The sequence below is a fragment of the Microcystis aeruginosa NIES-843 genome (assembly GCF_000010625.1).
Lineage (GTDB): Bacteria > Cyanobacteriota > Cyanobacteriia > Cyanobacteriales > Microcystaceae > Microcystis > Microcystis aeruginosa.
This window is the reverse complement of sequence record NC_010296.1, coordinates 3,429,440-3,446,250: the sequence shown is the minus strand read 5'-3', so window position 1 is coordinate 3,446,250 and position 16,811 is coordinate 3,429,440. Positions and strand designations below refer to the sequence as shown.

General features: G+C 42.8%; 15 protein-coding genes and 2 pseudogenes. 10 read left to right on the top strand and 7 right to left on the bottom strand.

Annotated features, from left to right (window positions below):
• Positions 1-45 precede the first annotated feature (45 nt).
• The gene (gene lexA, locus MAE_RS16475; RefSeq protein ID WP_012266600.1) at positions 46-660 is read left to right on the top strand and encodes a transcriptional repressor LexA; all 615 of its coding nucleotides are present in this window, start codon (positions 46-48) and stop codon (positions 658-660) included.
• Positions 661-790: 130 nt separating this feature from the next.
• On the top strand, positions 791-1,057 hold the full coding sequence (locus MAE_RS16470; protein ID WP_002797022.1) for a TIGR02450 family Trp-rich protein: 267 nt from the start codon (positions 791-793) through the stop codon (positions 1,055-1,057).
• Positions 1,058-1,260: 203 nt separating this feature from the next.
• On the opposite strand, the gene MAE_RS16465 is transcribed toward MAE_RS16470, so the two are convergent.
• Together MAE_RS16465 and MAE_RS16460 are read right to left on the bottom strand one after the other, a co-directional pair.
• The gene (locus MAE_RS16465; protein WP_080507007.1) at positions 1,261-1,527 is read right to left on the bottom strand and encodes a NifB/NifX family molybdenum-iron cluster-binding protein; all 267 of its coding nucleotides are present in this window, start codon (positions 1,525-1,527) and stop codon (positions 1,261-1,263) included.
• Positions 1,528-1,918: 391 nt separating this feature from the next.
• A pseudogene (locus MAE_RS16460) lies at positions 1,919-3,039 on the bottom strand (RNA-guided endonuclease InsQ/TnpB family protein).
• A gap of 122 nt (positions 3,040-3,161) precedes the next feature.
• Here MAE_RS16460 and MAE_RS16455 point away from each other — a divergent pair.
• A complete protein-coding gene (locus MAE_RS16455; RefSeq protein ID WP_012266595.1) occupies positions 3,162-5,183 on the top strand; it encodes a formylglycine-generating enzyme family protein in 2,022 nt (673 codons plus the stop codon).
• 170 nt (positions 5,184-5,353) lie between these two features.
• Here the strand turns inward: MAE_RS16455 and MAE_RS16450 are convergent, their stop codons facing one another.
• The 3 genes from MAE_RS16450 to MAE_RS16435 all read right to left on the bottom strand — a co-directional run bounded on the left by MAE_RS16450 (position 5,354) and on the right by MAE_RS16435 (position 8,962).
• Positions 5,354-6,571, bottom strand: coding sequence for an RNA-guided endonuclease InsQ/TnpB family protein (locus MAE_RS16450; protein WP_012266594.1), 1,218 nt, complete (start codon positions 6,569-6,571; stop codon positions 5,354-5,356).
• 340 nt (positions 6,572-6,911) lie between these two features.
• Positions 6,912-8,249, bottom strand: coding sequence for a DUF4335 domain-containing protein (locus tag MAE_RS16440; RefSeq protein ID WP_012266593.1), 1,338 nt, complete (start codon positions 8,247-8,249; stop codon positions 6,912-6,914).
• Positions 8,250-8,422: 173 nt separating this feature from the next.
• The gene (locus MAE_RS16435; protein WP_012266592.1) at positions 8,423-8,962 is read right to left on the bottom strand and encodes a DUF3038 domain-containing protein; all 540 of its coding nucleotides are present in this window, start codon (positions 8,960-8,962) and stop codon (positions 8,423-8,425) included.
• Between the two features lie 172 nt (positions 8,963-9,134).
• Between MAE_RS16435 and MAE_RS16430 the strand changes: the two genes are divergently transcribed.
• Entirely contained in the window at positions 9,135-10,322 is a 1,188-nt protein-coding gene (locus MAE_RS16430; RefSeq protein WP_012266591.1) for an RNA-guided endonuclease InsQ/TnpB family protein, read from the top strand.
• 97 nt (positions 10,323-10,419) lie between these two features.
• Positions 10,420-11,991 (top strand): Na+/H+ antiporter, encoded by a 1,572-nt coding sequence (locus tag MAE_RS16425; RefSeq protein ID WP_002758276.1) that lies wholly within the window; start codon positions 10,420-10,422, stop codon positions 11,989-11,991.
• Positions 11,992-12,108: 117 nt separating this feature from the next.
• Here the strand turns inward: MAE_RS16425 and MAE_RS35175 are convergent, their stop codons facing one another.
• Positions 12,109-12,777: a PEP-CTERM sorting domain-containing protein gene (locus MAE_RS35175; protein ID WP_012266590.1), complete on the bottom strand. Its 669-nt coding sequence runs from the start codon at positions 12,775-12,777 to the stop codon at positions 12,109-12,111.
• A 438-nt stretch (positions 12,778-13,215) separates the two neighbouring features.
• On the opposite strand from MAE_RS35175, the gene MAE_RS33845 reads away from it, so the two are divergent.
• From MAE_RS33845 to MAE_RS16410, 3 genes are read left to right on the top strand one after another with little or no spacing between them, the layout of a single operon-like run.
• On the top strand, positions 13,216-13,383 hold the full coding sequence (locus tag MAE_RS33845) for a hypothetical protein (RefSeq protein ID WP_012266589.1): 168 nt from the start codon (positions 13,216-13,218) through the stop codon (positions 13,381-13,383).
• 1 nt (position 13,384) lies between these two features.
• Complete coding sequence (locus MAE_RS16415; RefSeq protein WP_012266588.1) at positions 13,385-13,600, top strand: hypothetical protein; 216 nt, start codon at positions 13,385-13,387, stop codon at positions 13,598-13,600.
• The gene (locus MAE_RS16410; RefSeq protein WP_002758270.1) at positions 13,587-13,799 is read left to right on the top strand and encodes a hypothetical protein; all 213 of its coding nucleotides are present in this window, start codon (positions 13,587-13,589) and stop codon (positions 13,797-13,799) included. Before MAE_RS16415 ends, MAE_RS16410 begins: the two co-directional genes overlap by 14 nt.
• A 164-nt stretch (positions 13,800-13,963) precedes the next feature.
• On the opposite strand, the gene MAE_RS16405 is transcribed toward MAE_RS16410, so the two are convergent.
• Positions 13,964-14,479 (bottom strand): single-stranded DNA-binding protein, encoded by a 516-nt coding sequence (locus tag MAE_RS16405; protein ID WP_012266587.1) that lies wholly within the window; start codon positions 14,477-14,479, stop codon positions 13,964-13,966.
• A gap of 85 nt (positions 14,480-14,564) precedes the next feature.
• Here MAE_RS16405 and MAE_RS16400 point away from each other — a divergent pair, with 85 nt between their 5' ends.
• Together MAE_RS16400 and MAE_RS16395 are read left to right on the top strand one after the other, a co-directional pair.
• Positions 14,565-15,560 (top strand): amino acid ABC transporter permease, encoded by a 996-nt coding sequence (locus MAE_RS16400; RefSeq protein WP_002758268.1) that lies wholly within the window; start codon positions 14,565-14,567, stop codon positions 15,558-15,560.
• A 117-nt stretch (positions 15,561-15,677) separates the two neighbouring features.
• Positions 15,678-16,769, top strand: a pseudogene (locus MAE_RS16395) (ISAs1 family transposase).
• Positions 16,770-16,811 lie beyond the last annotated feature (42 nt).

The window sequence follows — 16,811 nt, the reverse complement described above, 5'->3', positions numbered from 1 at the left end:
AACTAAAGTACAAATTATCTTAACCCAAGGATAGGAAAATAGATCATGACTAACCTCGAATCCCTTACTCAAGCGCAACAGGAGTTGTACGACTGGCTAATTGAGTACATTAGCACTACTCAGCACGCCCCTTCCATCCGGCAAATGATGCGAGCGATGAATTTACGCTCTCCCGCACCGATTCAAAGCCGTTTAGAACGTTTACGCGCCAAAGGCTATATTGATTGGACAGAAGGAAAAGCACGCACCCTGCGGATTCTCAAACAACCAGTGCAAGGTTTACCGGTTCTGGGTGCGATCGCTGCTGGTGGTTTAGTGGAACCCTTCACCGATGTGGAAGAAAAACTCGATCTTTCTAACCTGTTGCAACGCAGTCAAGACTGTTATGCTCTGCGGGTTTCCGGAGACAGTATGATCGAGGATCATATTGCCGATGGGGATCTGGTGATTATGCGTTCTCTCACGGGTAATGAAGCGGTCTCCAATGGGGAAATCGTCGCCGCTAGAGTCGAAGGCCACGGCACTACTTTAAAACGTTTCTACCAAGAAGGCGAAATCATCACTCTCCAACCCTCCAATCAAAAATACCAACCAATTACAGCCAATACCGAACAAGTACAAGTGCAAGGGGTTTTGGTTGGTGTTTGGCGCGGTTATTAGCCAAAACTGGGGCGCACTTAAGCGCCCCGATCATTTTTCCTCTCCTTGGCTTCTGGAAAAGAATCGGGTTGGCAGACATAGAATAATATAAGGGTTTTAGCCTATCCCGAACTCAGATGTCTTAACTTTTATGCCCAAAAAACAGAAATATCCCCATCTCTTGGGATCAAAATGGACGGCAAAACAAAAAACATGGGGCTGGCGACATTTTCAAGTGGTCAATCGTCAAAATCGCGGTCAATGGGTTTTTGCCGAATTAGTCGCTTCCTGCGATCCGACCGTCCGCTTCTGGATTAATGCTAAACAGTTGCAAGATGCGAATCTCTGGCAATCAGGTTGGCAAACCCTAACGGAAATAAACCAACCCGACAGCACCGACGAGATTATTGTTAATTAATATTAAGTACCTAAGCAAAATTAATTACACATCTAAGCCACTACTCCGTCAGACTTCTGGTGTGAGGAAACAGTGAACTGAAAACTCAAATCCGATCCCTAATAGCTGTCTCGGAGTCTCCCGTCTCGGAGTCTCGGAGTCTCGGAGTCTCGGAGTCTCGGAGTCTCCGAGTCTCGACTAGGAAATTAATTTTGCACGACTACTTAAGAACCCTTGTAATTTTTCACTCTTTGCCGATCAGCCACGCCGAGAGCTTTGGCCATCCAGGGTGGCGGCGAAGTTTGAATCACTCGCTGTAAATCCGCCAAAATTTCCCGCGCTTGACCACCTGCATCTTTTTTCACCGGATAAACACCACCTTGAATCATCTTAGCGGCGGCCGGTCCGCCGATAGACACCACGAAGATTGCCTGACAATCTTTGATCAGACTAAGCCGATAACCATTTTTATCTGGACTTCCCCCATACAGAAATACTAAAAAATCAACAAAACCCTTACTGCCTGGAGCTTCTCAGAAAAAATTGACAAGCCGCTACTGGGTACATTTTTCCCTTGAAAATGGCTGTACCGTTGACTGTATCTGGAGTAGAGCGATTCCGTAGAGTTGGCTGTATAGTGATCGCTAACCTTATTGTAACAGATGGTGTCATTAATCTCTAGAGTCAGCGATTCCCTCTGTAGCCATGTTTTTGATGGTTTTCTGCCCCGAAACAAGCTATAATGGTCGAAAGGTCAAATTTGAAAATTTTTGCCTCAAACCCTATCTGCGTAAGGACTTCAGGATTTTGTGTCCAGTAGTCCATTAGTATTATATGGCTTTAACTCAGGCTCTGTAAGACTTTTAGCCATAGCTAGTATGTTTATACGGGGGAAGTCCAGATATACCCGCAATTACTACACCTTTTAGAGCTAGGAAACCATCTATCTATTTCGATGTAATTTTTCCCGTACCAACGGCATTTATAGGCTAATTGTCGGGTGATTTCTCCCCAACTAACGTCAGATATTGCCTGAGATAATTTCGGGTTTTTGACCATATTCTTGACGGCTAAGTTCTCAACCACAATCGTTTGGTTTTCACGGACTAATTGAGTGGTTAGCTTGTGTAAATGGTCTTTTCTGTTATCAGTAATTTGGGCGTGAATCTTGGCTACTTTGATTCTCGCTTTTTCCCGATTTTTTGAGCCTTTCTGTTTTCGAGAAAGACTTTTTGGGTCCTTTCGCAGTCTCCGATAATGCTTTTTAAAGTGCTTAGGATTAGATACTTTATCGCCATTGCTGGTAATTACTAGGCTACTAATTCCTAAGTCAATTCCGATGGCTTTATCTGTTACTGGTAATGGCTTAATCGTTGGGTCATCAAATCTAATTGAAATATGCCAACGTCCTGAGGGATGTAATCTGACTGTTACTGTGCTTGGTTCACAGCTTTCTGGTATTTTTCTTGACCATCGAATAGGTAAAGGTTCTGTGCATTTGGCTAAATAGATTTGTTTGTCTTTAAATTTAAAAGCAGACTTGGTAAATTCGGCACTTCCTCCCTGATGTTTTTTCTTAAAGTTAGGATACTTAGTCCGACCAGCAAAGAAATTAGTAAAAGCTGTTTGTAAATGTCTTAACCCTTGTTGTAAAGGCTCTTCGGGACTTGGTATGGTTCGACATGGGGGCATAAATCGACTAAATCCTTATCTGGCAAGAGATTTAATTGATTAGTTCGCTCCAGATCGCCAACAATTGACAAAAATTGCGGCAATGTCTGTCTCTATAAAGGTTTCATTCCTTATAACCCCGTCCATTGCATAAGACAAACCGAAGAACCAGAAGTTTGAGCGTAGCCTACTCTTTCTTGTCTTTCATACCAAGCTTGTGTTCGTTCGTGGAGAGCTTTGTTGTAAACTAATCTTACACAGCCCAAAGTGCGCCGCAATAGCGACTCTTGTTCTGGTGTTGGGTAAAATCGGTAAGAATAGGCTTTTTCCATATCTCGCATTCTAGCATATATCGTGTAAATGCGCTAATATTTAACGGTAAAGCCGTCGTAGAACGACGGGGTTTCAGACCCAAATTTTCGATGAAAACACTACAGTATGAGGAGTTAGTCTAATGGACGCGGTAATGATCGAGCAAATTGTTGTTGGTATCTCCCGGGTGGCACTGAAGCTGATGGAGCGCCTTCTATCTAATGATGATCAAGCATCTCGTCATGGTGCCTCCGTAGTGGAAAATAATAGCGAAGTCAAAAAAGCCGAGTTATCTTACTACAAAAAAAAGCTGGAACTCGATAATCAATCCCTACAACTGCAAAGAAAACAACGCCAATTCGCACTTGAATTGGCGTTGCAGCAATTCAAGTGCGAATTGCTGCAACAAGAAACAGATAATGAAATCCCTAGGGAAAGAATCGGTTTAGAAAATCTTTCTCTTGAATTGAAAGAAATCAAAATCGCCATCCAAAAAGAACAACGTAACCTGAGTTATCTACGGCAAGAACTACTAAGAGAACAGCAAGAAAAAGAAATTGAGTTAAAGCTGCAAGAAATTCAAGCTGAGTGGGACAAAGATACATGGTTATCGCAGTTGAGTCGCTTTGAAACCGAGCAGATTCTCAAGAAATATCAACAAACTCTCTTGATATTAGCCTGTTTACCCAGTGTAGCGAGCGATCGCTCCCTAGCTGCCATGAGGAAGTTAGATTTCAAGCTAGAGATGCGAAAGGTGAGTTCTTTTCTTGCGGATTACTATTCAGTTAATGATCAACTATATCCCGTTAAATTTTTTGGAGATTATTTCAAGCAACCAATCGAGGAAATCGAAATCGAACGGTTACATGGTTTGTTGTCCTGCGTACCTGTATATATAATCTATACAGACATTCGATCGGATGCCGTGACCTTTCGAGTTGCCTCTTGGAAAATGCAGGATAAGCAAGCGATGTCTTTCTCACCGATCGAATGGAATTGGCGAGAAGTAGAACGGGAATTATTAAAGGCAGGAAAAACCGAAGATGAAATCCTCTTGATTATTAGAGCGGTAATTATCAAAATTCACCAAATTCTCTTGGCTTTTTATATCGATATTTATTATCTAAATCTCGATCCCTACTACGAAGTCCGCTTACCGAATATCGATCTCAAAAAAGAGTTAATTCAACCCTATAGCGATCTTCTTAAAGCCAAGCAAAAGAAAGTTCGAGAAGCCTACGAACAGCAATTAGCAAGACGATTTGAGAAAGAAAAAGAGCGAGAGGAAAATAAGCGGGGAGTAGAAGAGGAAGATTGTAGTCAGGAGGAGGAAAAAGGGAAAGAATTCTCCTTCGAGATCATCACCGTTGATCCCAGAGGGAATATAATCAAACCTCGCCTGGGAAAAGGTTTTCAAAAGAGCGAAAACCTCGGCAATAATATCGACCTAGAAATAGTCTATATCCCTGGCGGTACTTTCCTCATGGGATCGCCCGATGGTGAGGGGCATAACTACGAAAAACCGCAGCATCGAGTCACCGTTCCCTCTTTCTACATGGGCAAATATCCCATTACCCAAGAGCAATGGCGAATCATCGCATCTCAGGCGAAAATCGACATCGACCTATCCCTCGACCCCTCGTACTTCAAGGGAAATAATCGACCGGTAGAGTGTGTGAACTGGTATCAAGCCGTAGAATTCTGTAAACGGCTATCCAAGCTTACTCAGAAAGATTATCATCTCCCCAGCGAGGCACAGTGGGAATACGCTTGTCGCGCAGGAACGACCACTCCTTTTGCTTTCGGGGCTACCCTCTCCACCGAAATAGCGAACTATCACGGAAACTATACCTACGCCGACGGTAAAAAGGGTACTTATCGACAACAAACCACTCCCGTCGGGCAGTTTCCCCCCAACGCTTTCGGACTTTACGATATGCACGGGCAAGTCTGGGAATGGTGCGCGGACGATTGGCACGATAACTATACCGGAGCGCCAGAGGACGGGTCGGCGTGGATTACTGAGAATAATAATCGTTCTCTATTACGGGGCGGTTCTTGGTACGGCAATCCAGGTCTCTGTCGTTCCGCTTTCCGCAGCTTCTTCGCTAGGCGCGTCAGCACCTACCACTACTACGGTTTTCGTGTGGTGTGCGGGTGCTAGGAGGACTCCGTAACCCTTTTACCATAGCGGAACATTGAGCGAAAATTTGGGTTGAAAACCCCGTCGTTCTACGACAGCTTTTCTTAATCTCTAATAGAGCATCTGATAGTTAGTAAAAGTATAGTCAAATATAGACAGACTGAATTCCATTTCAGAAATTCCCTTCACTTTTACTTCGAGAGATTGATTCTCCTTGGGTGAACTACGCACCTCTCTATCCCATAGCAGTTAAACGCATTTGGGAATGCTTTTCGTAAAATATTGTAGGAACCCATGACATCAGATTGACAAAGAAATCCTCTATCTGTACGATATAACCCTCGCGAAATTCTTTTTCCTGAAAACACTGGCTTTTCAGTTATCTGTCCATAAACGGGGAGAGGATCGTCATTCAAAAAATTAGAAGCTGAGGTATAGGATTCTTCTTGAAGAATCACAGAGATTCCTACTAATTGACATTTATAACTAATCATCTCAATTAATCGAGCATGAGGGATGGTCACAAATTTTTGATTGTTGACTTTTCCTAAGTTCACTTCTTGTTTCCACCCTGGATTATTACCAATAACTAAAGTAGTAATTTGTTGGTCAACTAAGAGCTTAACCAAATAACGACTAGCTTTATGAAGATAATCATCTACTTTCTGATTACGGCAACGGGTTAAACGGCGAATCCTCTGGGAACTTTGACGATTTAACAGAGATTGTAACTTAGCTCGACGTTGGTTATAAAATTGATTCAGGCTTTTTAACGGTCTGCCATTAATCAACAAAGGGATAAAGTCCGGTTGATTTGAAGTTACAGCCATGAAATTATCTATGCCTAAATCTATCGCAGCTATCTTTTCATTAGGAGCTAAGAACTGTTCAGTTTTCTCATAAATTACCTCGATTACATAACAATCACATTTAGGAACTATTCTAACTTCTGCTATGCGCTCCGCCACTCTTGTCGGCAAGGCAATTGAAGTACCTGATAGTTTGACCAATCCTTGCCTAAGACCTACTTTGCTTAGGGATTGAATCGTGTAAACTAAGAGATTTCTTCCTTTTTTTTGCTCCTTATAGCCAGGGATTTTGGGTTTGACCAGAAATTTATCGGGGTGACTTTTAAACTCCGATGAAGCGGCAAAAAATGATTTCCAGTTCCAGTCTAATCCTCTTAAAACTTGTTGGGAAACTTTAGCAGGTAAAGCTTGATACTGTTCTGTCTTTTTCATGAGAGAGGCCATCTGATTATAGGTCAAATAGCCATGACCATAAATGAAGTTTTGTCGGATTAAATAATTGGCTGAGTTGTAGAGATTTTTAGACTGCCAAGATAAATTATCTATCTCAGCCCAAAATCGATGTCCTTTCTTGATAATGTGTCTTTCGGCTACTAACATTATTGTCCGTTGTCTTTTAACTCAGCGTCGGGTTTTGAAGGGTTGTCATCCGTTGTCATAATTGTACCAGAAGGCAATTGATAGCCTGTTAAATTCCCTTGTTTCCACCACCTCCAAGCCGTTCGATAACTTATTCCTGTTTTTTTTGCATAGTCTGATAGTTTTGTCTGTACATATTGCCATGAATGACTATATATGACCATATTTGTATTGAAACTTTACAATACCATTTTTCCTTATTCTTGGCAGGTATCTTACCCCCCTGAGGGGTTGGGGGGTCTTGCCTCTTGCCCGTTGCCTCGTCTCAACAAGCAATTTCAACCCGCGAGCAGCTTACAGCCTATTGCTGTTCCATAAAAGTCCGCACCGTACCATCAGAACCAAGCACCAGACGCAATTGGGGATTACCGGGGACATCGAGGGGAGAAACAAAAGGTTGATTGAGCAGGGGCATATTAGTGCGATCGAGATAGATTTTCGCCGCCTGTCCCAGGGGAATAATCTGTTTTAGGGAACCATCCTGATTTAAGACCAAACGGTACTCTAGAGTATGCTTGAGACTTTCCGGCGGTTGCCAACGGGATTGAAAATATTCTCTGGTTTCTGCCACTTGGGGAATTGTATCTAGTAAGTTCGTCTCTGGGGCTTTAGCGGTGCTTGTGGGCGGTTTGGGGTCTAAATTGGCATTGTCGGGGTTAATAGGGCTTATAGGCGGTAAATTGGGCAATTTTGGCGGTGCTGGACTCGGATTCATCGTGGTGGGGGGAACATTTGTCAGTGCATTTGTACCCTGAGTGCTGGTGACGGGGGGGGCAGTAATCGGGATGTTCTGATTATTCGGTTCAATTATGATCGCCGTGCCGCCGGGACGCGAACCTGTGACTGGTGGCGGCGGTAAAGTGGACGGCGGAATCACTAGAGGGACGCTAGAGGGACGAACTGGGGCTGGAACGGTTCCCACGGGTGGCGGTGGCGGTAAAGGGGTTTTATTGCCCAAATTTGCCGGTAACTGCGGGTTTGGGGCGGCCGTTCCCGTGGGGGGTAAAGGCAGCGTTGGCAAGGGTTGGGGAATCTTGGCACTATTGGGATCAGTGGTTAAATCATTGTTGGCCAATTCTTGCTGTTGATAAAATGCGATCGCTATTCCCCCGATAGTTATTAGGGCTGAGGCGATTAATCCCGTCCACATCAGGGCATTTTTTCGAGTTTTCTGGCGAATTAATGGGGGTATTAGGGGGCTTTCATGGTTATATTCCCCTAAAGCATTGGCTAGATCGAATAATTGCGATGTGGTTAATTCGATCTCCTGTTTATCCTGATCGGTTAGCAGGGAACCTAAAAATAATTGATGCTGCAGAAGTCCCTGACAACGGAGAGAGGGTAAGGAGGGGAGATGGCTTTCGGGGGAACCACTAGCCACGAAAGAGAGGGTAGAAACGGGACTAGAGAGTAAATTCTGCACATAATTAGCGACAATTTCCCCTAGGAGTTGTAATTGTGTGCGATCGCCTTTGATCGTCACCTGTTTTTCCTCACTCAATCTAGGATCATCAAAACGCAATTGAAAGTGGGCATCGTTTAAGACATTTTTACCTAACCAAACCGCCAGAGGCGAACTATTTCCCCAAATTTCTAGGGTACAGGTGGGGGGTGTATATTTGCGAATTAGATTACTCATTTTTAGTTATCGGTGGGAATTATAAATTATGAATTATGAATTATGAATTATGAACTGGGAAGCTTTTTTTCAGTGATCAGTAAACAGTAATCGGTGAACTGAAAACTTACATCTGATAACTGATAACTGATAACTGATAACTGATAACTGATAACTGATAACTGATAGCCTTTTTACTTTTTACTTGCCAAAAGGGTGTGCCAGAGAAGGAGATGACTGCGGGGGCTGCTGTAGAACAATAAATCGATTAATAATTTCCAGGCTAGGGAAATCAGGCTAGAATTGCTGAGATTATTTTCCGATATTTCTGGGTATTTTAAGCGAAAATTATCGATATAATTGCCCAAAAGCGTGGTTTTGACCGGTTCTTGTCCTTGAGTTCCCACTTGTTCCAAGAGAATTACGGCGCGACGGATTAACTCTTGCTTTTTTTGGGCTAGATGACAGAGGAGGAGAACTAGAGAACGGATGTCCGCTAGGGAGAGGTTTGACTGGGGTTGCCAGTAGTGGGCAACTAGGCGATCGCTTGTATCCAGATCTAAGGCTAATTCTTGGGCTGCTTGGGTGATAGACTCGGAGTCTAAATTAGCTAGAGAGACTAAAGCTGCCAAAATCAGGTTTAAATAGCTATTAATATTCTCTAACTGCTCGTTACTGGGTGAGATAGCTAGGGGTAAATCCTCACCCGTGGAGGACTCGGCAGACTGAGGCATAGTCAAGGACATAGATAATAAGGAATTGCCAGCAGAAAAACTTGGGTTTAGGAGAAAAAATCACTGGTTCTCAAGTGTCATCGCCAATTTTGGCTCTGAAACCCCGTTCTCAAAGGACGGCTTTACTATGAAATAGTAGCGCATTTACACGATATATGCTAGAATGTGAGATATGGAGAAAGCCTATTCGTTTCGATTTTACCCCACAGCAGAACAAGAGTCGCTATTGCGGCGCACCTTGGGCTGTGTAAGATTAGTTTACAATAAAGCTCTCCATCTCAGAACACAAGCATGGTACGAAAGACAAGAAAGAGTAGGATATACTGAAACTTCTTCGATGTTGACTGAGTGGAAAAAACAAGAAGAATTAGAGTTTTTGAATGGGGTTAGCTGTGTTCCTTTACAACAAGGTTTAAGACACCTACAAACAGCTTTTACTAACTTCTTTGCTGGTCGTACTAAGTATCCTAACTTTAAGAAAAAACATCAAGGAGGAAGTGCCGAATTTACCAAATCTGCTTTTAAATTTAAAGACAAACAAATCTATTTAGCTAAATGCACAGAACCTTTACCTATTCGATGGTCAAGACAAATACCAGACGGATGTGAACCAAGTACAGTAACGGTCAGATTACATCCTTCTGGACGTTGGCATATCTCAATAAGATTTGATGACCCAACGATTAAGCCTTTACCAGTAACAGATAAAGCCATTGGAATTGACTTAGGAATTAGTAGCCTCGTGAGTACCAGCGATGGCGATAAAGTATCTAATCCTAAGCATTTTAAGAAACATTATCAGAGGTTGCGAAAAGCACAAAAAAATCTTTCTAGAAAACAGAAAGACTCAAAGAATCGGGAAAAAGCAAGAATCAAAGTAGCCAAGATTCACGCTCAAATCACCGATAGCAGGAAAGACCATTTACACAAGCTAACCACTCAATTAGTTCGTGAAAACCAAACGATTGTGGTTGAGAATTTAGCCGTTAAGAATATGGTCAAAAACCCGAAATTATCTCAGGCAATATCTGATGTAAGCTGGGGAGAAATCACCCGACAATTAGCCTATAAATGCCGTTGGTACGGGAAAAATTACATCGAAATAGATAGATGTTTTCCCAGTTCTAAACGGTGCAGTAATTGTGGGTATATTGTGAAAAAGCTGCCGTTAAATGTTCGAGAGTGGGACTGTCCGAACTGTGGGACTCACCATGACCGAGACATTAACGCCAGTAAAAATATTTTGGCCGCAGGGCTTGCGGTGTCAGTCTGTGGAGCGACCATAAGACCAGAACAGAGTAAATCTGTGAAGGCAGGTGCGAAAAATCCTTCGGGAAAGAAGCAGAAACCTAAATCGTGAGGTTTGGGAATCGCCGTCCGTTTTACGGCGGCGAGGATGTCAAATAATTTAGATTGTTCTTTTCTTGCACGTCCGCTCACCGATTGCCTCCCACCCAATGAGTTTAGAATCCGCTACCGATGAAGTCATTAAGCAAAATTTAGAACAATTTCTAATTGTTTTGTCCGTTTCCCTGAGTGTGGCTACGGTTTCGAGGATTTTTAGCTGGTTTCGCCAAATTCCTTACACCCTATTGTTAGTGATAGTCGGTTTAGGTTTAGCCTTCATCGATATCCGTCTGGTGAACCTATCCCCCGAACTGATTCTAGAAATTTTTCTGCCCCCTTTGCTATTTGAAGCCGCTTGGAATACGCGCTGGCGAGATCTGAAGGATAATTGGATTCCCGTCAGTCTTTTCGCTATTGTCGGCGTAATTATCTCGATTTTCGGGGTTGGTTTTACCCTAGATGAATTGACCAATTTACCCCTATTTACGGCCTTATTAGTGGGTGCGAGCCTTTCTTCTACGGATCCCGTCGCTGTTGTCGCTCTTTTTCGCGAATTGGGGGCCAGTAAAAACCTCACCGTGCTTTTGGAAGGGGAAAGCTTATTTAATGATGGGGTCGCTGTCGTCGCTTTCGCTCTTTTGGTGGAAATTCCCCTCGGTGCTAGTGGTCTATCCTTAGAGACAACCATTAGCCGGATTGCGGCTTTTATCGGTATCGGGGTGGCAGTGGGTTGTTTAGTGGGTTTTGGTATTTCCTATCTGACTCAACGTCTCGATTTACCCCTAGTGGAACAGTCTTTAACTCTTGTGTCCGCCTACGGTGCTTATTTATTAACCGAGGAGTTCGGGGGTTCGGGGGTAATCGGAGTGGTGACTACGGGGATTATTTTAGGTAATTTTGGCTCTAGAATTAGTATGAGTCCCCGTACCCGCCTATTAGTCACGCAATTCTGGGAGTTTCTCGCTTTTTTTGTCAATTCGATCGTTTTTCTCCTCATCGGCGATCAGATCCGTCTCTCCAGTTTAGCCGATAATCTCAATTTAATTTTTATCACGATCGCTGCCGTGGTAGCGGCCCGTTTTCTGGCTACCTTTGCTTTGGCAACTGTTAGTAATGCCTTGATGGAAACTAAAATTAATTGGCGGGAAAAAACGGTTTTATGGTGGGGAGGTTTGCGCGGTTCCGTTTCTATTGCCCTAGCTTTAAGTGTGCCGGTTATTTTTCCCAATCGTCAGGATATCATCGATATCGTCTTCGGAGTTGTTCTCTTTACCCTTTTGGTTCAGGGATTAACTATTCAAACTTTCCTATCGAGATTAGACTTGATCGGTGATCAACCAATTCGAGAAAACTATGCGGAACTTTTAGCCCGACGGGTAGCTTTAAAAAGAGTTTTAGACTATCTTTCTAAGTTAGATAAATCTCCCGATGTTGCCCCCGAATTCTTTAGTTATGAGCAGCATCTCGTCAAAGAAAAGTTAAAGACTGTAGAAGCGGAAATACAATCTCTCAACGATAGTTATCCCCAATTACAGCTATTGACAATGGAACAACTTCGGGAAACCCTCCTAGATATCGAAGCTGATACCTACGCTGAATTTATTCGATCCGGCCGTTTAACTAGCAATTTATCCCCCGTCCTCCAAGAAATTCTCGCTGAAAGTAAAATTAGTGAACAGTAGGACTATTTTGGGGTACATACACTCAATCTTAATTCTCCTAACGACCAACGACTGGGTTTTATGACAAAAACCCCTTTCATTAATTGCAGGGGTTTTTGTGGGGTTTTATGGGGGATTTTAGGAGACTTTTGTAGTTTCTTTTTCAGTGGATTGGGAGGGTTTTAGTTTGCGCTTGAGGGTTGAGGCTGCGCCTAGTGTGCCGAGTGCGAGGAGACTTATGGTTGAGGTGGGTTCGGGGGTGGAGACAGGTTTAGTAGCTACGTCGAACTGAAAGTTATCCCATCCGAGTCCGGCAGGATCAGTAATGTTATATATTCGTATAGACGAGACATTACTAAAGCCAGTTAGGTCAACGAGATTTGGTACAGAAGAGTCATTGAATCCCAAAATATTAACGGTTACAGAAAATAAGCCGTTTTGAAACACATCAACCAAGGCGACTACACCACTAGCATTGTCTCCTACCTGGTAGAAAGATAGATTATTAACTCCGCTGCTAAAGGTAAGGATCGTCTCTTGAGTACAGTTGATTCCCCCTGCCGTAGGTGCAGTACAAATGAAGTTATCTCCGAAACCGATGCCAGGCTGAGTGGTTACTTTGTTTACGAACCCCGCATTCGCGGAGAATACTACGTCAGAGAATTGATTCGTTACGACGGTTCCGTCGGGCAACCCCTCGAAGCCTATTGACACGGCGAACGCATGAGTTGCTCCTGTTAAATCAATTGCGATCATTCCAACGGCTGCCAATGAGACCTTCTTCAGTACATTTACATTTGAACTCATAATTTTTAAAACCCCCTACAGTGCGATTGCCCTCCTCGCAGCTAGGTCAAGCAACACTCCAACCCAACCCCAAAGGCGGACAACAAAACGATACACACTCCCCCCCCACAACTGTATCAAAAGTTACAATTTAATAAATCTTTATATTCTTCTCCCTAGCTTAGGGATTCACAGGGGAAAGAGTTTCAGGTATTTTCCCCTGTGTTACTGCTTCTCAGGCGACCGATCGCCTTCCGTGAGGGATTGTGGCGCGGTGTGTCAGATTCCGTCATAGGGTTCAAAATTTCGCTAACATTGTTAAGTAGCTGGTTATAATTAAATTAAAAATGGATTTTAGGTTCGATCCCCCCTGCCCCCCTTGATAAGGGGGGTGCCGATAGGCGGGGGGATCTGATGATTTTTAACGCCTACCTACTTAGGTGATTATTTATTATGACTATGTCGAGAGAGGAACAATTAAAGCTCCTTGATCAGATGAAAGATTCTGATATAGATTATTCAGATATAGCTGCTACTGATGCCGAATTTTGGCAAGAAGCTACTGTAGAAGCTGCCCGTTGGATGGTATCGAGGGAAACGCCCATCGCCAGTAGGGGCAATTCATGAATTGCCCCTACTCCGTACCTCCCAACTGGGTTTTAAGTTTTATGATGCCTTACATCTGGCTTTTGCGGAAGCGGGGGGCGCTGATATTTTCCTGACCACCGATGACAGACTGCTGCGAAAAGCTCAACAATATAGAGATTCAATTAACGTAACGGTAGAGAATCCCGTGATTTGGTTGATCGCGACTTTACAGGAGGATGGCAATGAAATTAGCTGAACTGAGAAAACAAGGATATCAAGCTTTAGTTGACTCTTTAGGGGTGGTGGGAATGCTCCGCTTCCTGCAACAATTGGAAGTCGGCCATGGCGATTACACCGCCGAGCGACACCAGTGGTTAGATGAACTGACCCTCGCCGATTTTCAGAGCTACGTTCAACAAAAGAAAAGTATCAATGGTGGGGAGTTAGGGGGTTAGAAGGCAAGAACTGGCTCTTCTGGTTTCTGTGTGGAAACGAGGTCTATACTGATAGAATATCCGTCAAAATAGTGCTTAAAGTCTTGCCGGATAAGCATTCCACGATTCCATAAGCAAAAACTATCAGACAAAATCGAGAAGAGCCATTAATTCTGTCGGGGTGATTAGAAAGGAATATCGTCTAAATTTTCCTCCACTGGTGTGTCGCTAGGTTGCCAAGCGGAAGGATTAGAAAGTTCATAGGATGCGTCATATTCAAAATCCCCGGTGGAGACAGGTGCGACGGGTTTTTCCACCGGGGTTTTATTCGATTTGTGGGTATTGATTGGCACGACTTTTTCTGGAGTCGGGGCTGCCATTTCACCGCTACTCACGCTGCCGTCAAGATGATAGAGATGACTAATGACTAATTCGGCCCGTTTTTCCTTAAAACCTTCGGGACGATCGATCGTCTGCATCGAGAGACGACCTTCCAAAATTACTTGATCGCCTTCATTATAGTTCTGAGCGACTTCTGAGGCCAAATTTCCCCAAGCTACGGCCCTTAAATTAGTCGGGGTTGCCTCGGCACGATTGGCAGAAAACTCGACTAACATTTGAGCGTAGGGAGTTTGATTATCTTGGGTATAACGTAATTCGGGACGACGGACAATTTTAGCCATTAAAATGCAACTGTTCATGGTCGAAAATTAGTCTGAATTTTTCTAATAGCACCATTGTACTGAAAAAGTACAAGGATCACCACTGTAGAGGTTAGGGAATTTTATGGGACTCTGGTTAAGAAAAAATCTCTTTAACACTTGGTACAACGTCATCTTAACCCTTGCGGGTCTATTTCTCAGCCTCTGGGGTGGTTTAAGTTTTCTCGATTGGGCGATAAATCAGGCAAAATGGGCTGTAGTGACGGAAAATATCGGTTTATTTGTGGTCGGTCGTTATCCAGAACAGTCAATATGGAGAATTTGGCTGATTTTAACGATACTTGCGGCTTTATCACTGTTTTCTTGGCAATTAAACCGGGGTCGCTTCCCCAATTGCCCCGCTTTTCTCCAACGCTGGTGGGGATTGCTCTGGTTATTGACTTTACCTTTAATCGCTTGGTTGCTATTGGGGGGATTATTTTTAAAGGCAATTCCCCTCGATGATCTCAGTGGTTTAATCTTAACTTTATTAGTAGCGATCGCCAGTATGATTTTATCTTTCCCCTTGGGGGTATTATTAGCCCTGGGGAGACAGAGTGAATTACCGGCAATTCGTTGGCTATCTATTGGTTATATCGAATTATTGCGCGGTTTACCTTTGTTGGGAATTTTATTCATGGCTCAGGTGATGTTACCTTTAATTTTACCCGCCGGGACCAGACCGGAACGGGTAATCAGAGCGATCGCCGGATTTACCCTTTTTGCAGCAGCCTATCTGGCCGAAAATGTCCGCGGTGGTTTACAAGCGATTCCCAAAGGTCAAATTGAAGCGGCCAAAGCTTTGGGTTTAAAACCGATTTTCGTTTTATTATTGATCGTTCTACCCCAAGCTTTAAAAGCGGTCATTCCTGCTATTGTTGGTCAATTTATCAGTTTATTTAAGGATACTTCCCTACTGGCGATCGTGGGACTGGTGGACCTCTTGGGTATGGCAGGATCGGTTTTGGCTAATCCGAAATTTATCGGCGATTATCCAGAAGTTTATCTATTTTTGGCGTTTATTTACTGGATTTTCTGTTATTCTATGTCCCTAGCCAGTCGTAGGTTAGAACAGCGTTGATTGGGGTTGGGGAAGTGGGGAAGTGGGTAGGGCTGTTTCATTCTCCCATCAGAATATCAAAAGTAAAAGCGATCACTGTCAGGTAAAATGATAAGTGACCGCCAACTTTTCAAATATATGTTGAGCTTAATAGAAAAACTGAAACAAGTCAAGGACTTTCGGAAAGATAAAGGAAAAAGACACCCTTTATGGATAGTATTAGTAGTAATAATACTGGGAACAATGCTAGGATACTCAGGTTATAGAGAGCTAGGAGAGTTTGCTAAAAATAATCGGCACAGGCTCAGTCAAGAATTTAACATAATTCCAGAAAGAGTCCCATCCTAATCAACAATTAGAAGGGTAATGATAGGAACGTAATGGCAGATTTTGTTAAAAGTGTTTAATGAATGGGCATTACAAGAATATGGACAAAGAAGTGATATAAATTGGCTAGGGATGGATGGAAAAAGTCTCAAAAACACCCTAAAGAATCCTAATGATGAACAACAAAATTTTATTATGTTTGTTTCATTGTTTAGTCAAGAAAGTGGCTTAGTATTACACTTAAAAAGAATCGAAAACAAAAAAGGGTCTGAAATCGACGAAGGTCAAGCTATAATTGAGGATTGCTCTCTCCAAAATAAAGTTTTTACTGGGGATGCTTTACACTGTCAGAAAAAAACAATCAGCTTAATAGCCAAGAGTAAAAATGACTATGTTATCACCGTTAAAGGAAATCAGAAAAATCTTTATAAGCGAATACAAAACCTGAGTAATTCCTCAAAGCCAGAAAGTTGTTTTCTTGAACAAGACAATAGTCATGGACGAAAAATATCCAGAAAAATAGAAGTTTTTAAAGTGAGGAAAAATGAAAGACAAGGGTTTGAAAATCTGCGCCGAATTATTAAAGTAGAAAGAAGGGGTAGTCGCGGGGATAAAACTTATGAAGAAACAGCTTACTATATCAGTAGCCTAACCGAATCCGCCCAAGTATTTGCTAAAATTATTCGAGGACATTGGAAAATAGAAAATCAGTTACATTGGGTAAAAGATGTAATTTTTGAGGAAGATAAAAGCGAGATAAGTGATTTTCAAGCGGCCAGCAATTGGTCAATTCTCACAACTATAGGATTGAATCTTTTCAGAGGTTTGGGTTTTCTCTCAATAACAGAGGGACAGAGGTGGTTAGCTGAACGTTGGGAAAAACTGATAGTTTTATCGACGTAAGAAGCAGAAAAATTAGCTAAATTAACAGGATGTACTCTCAGA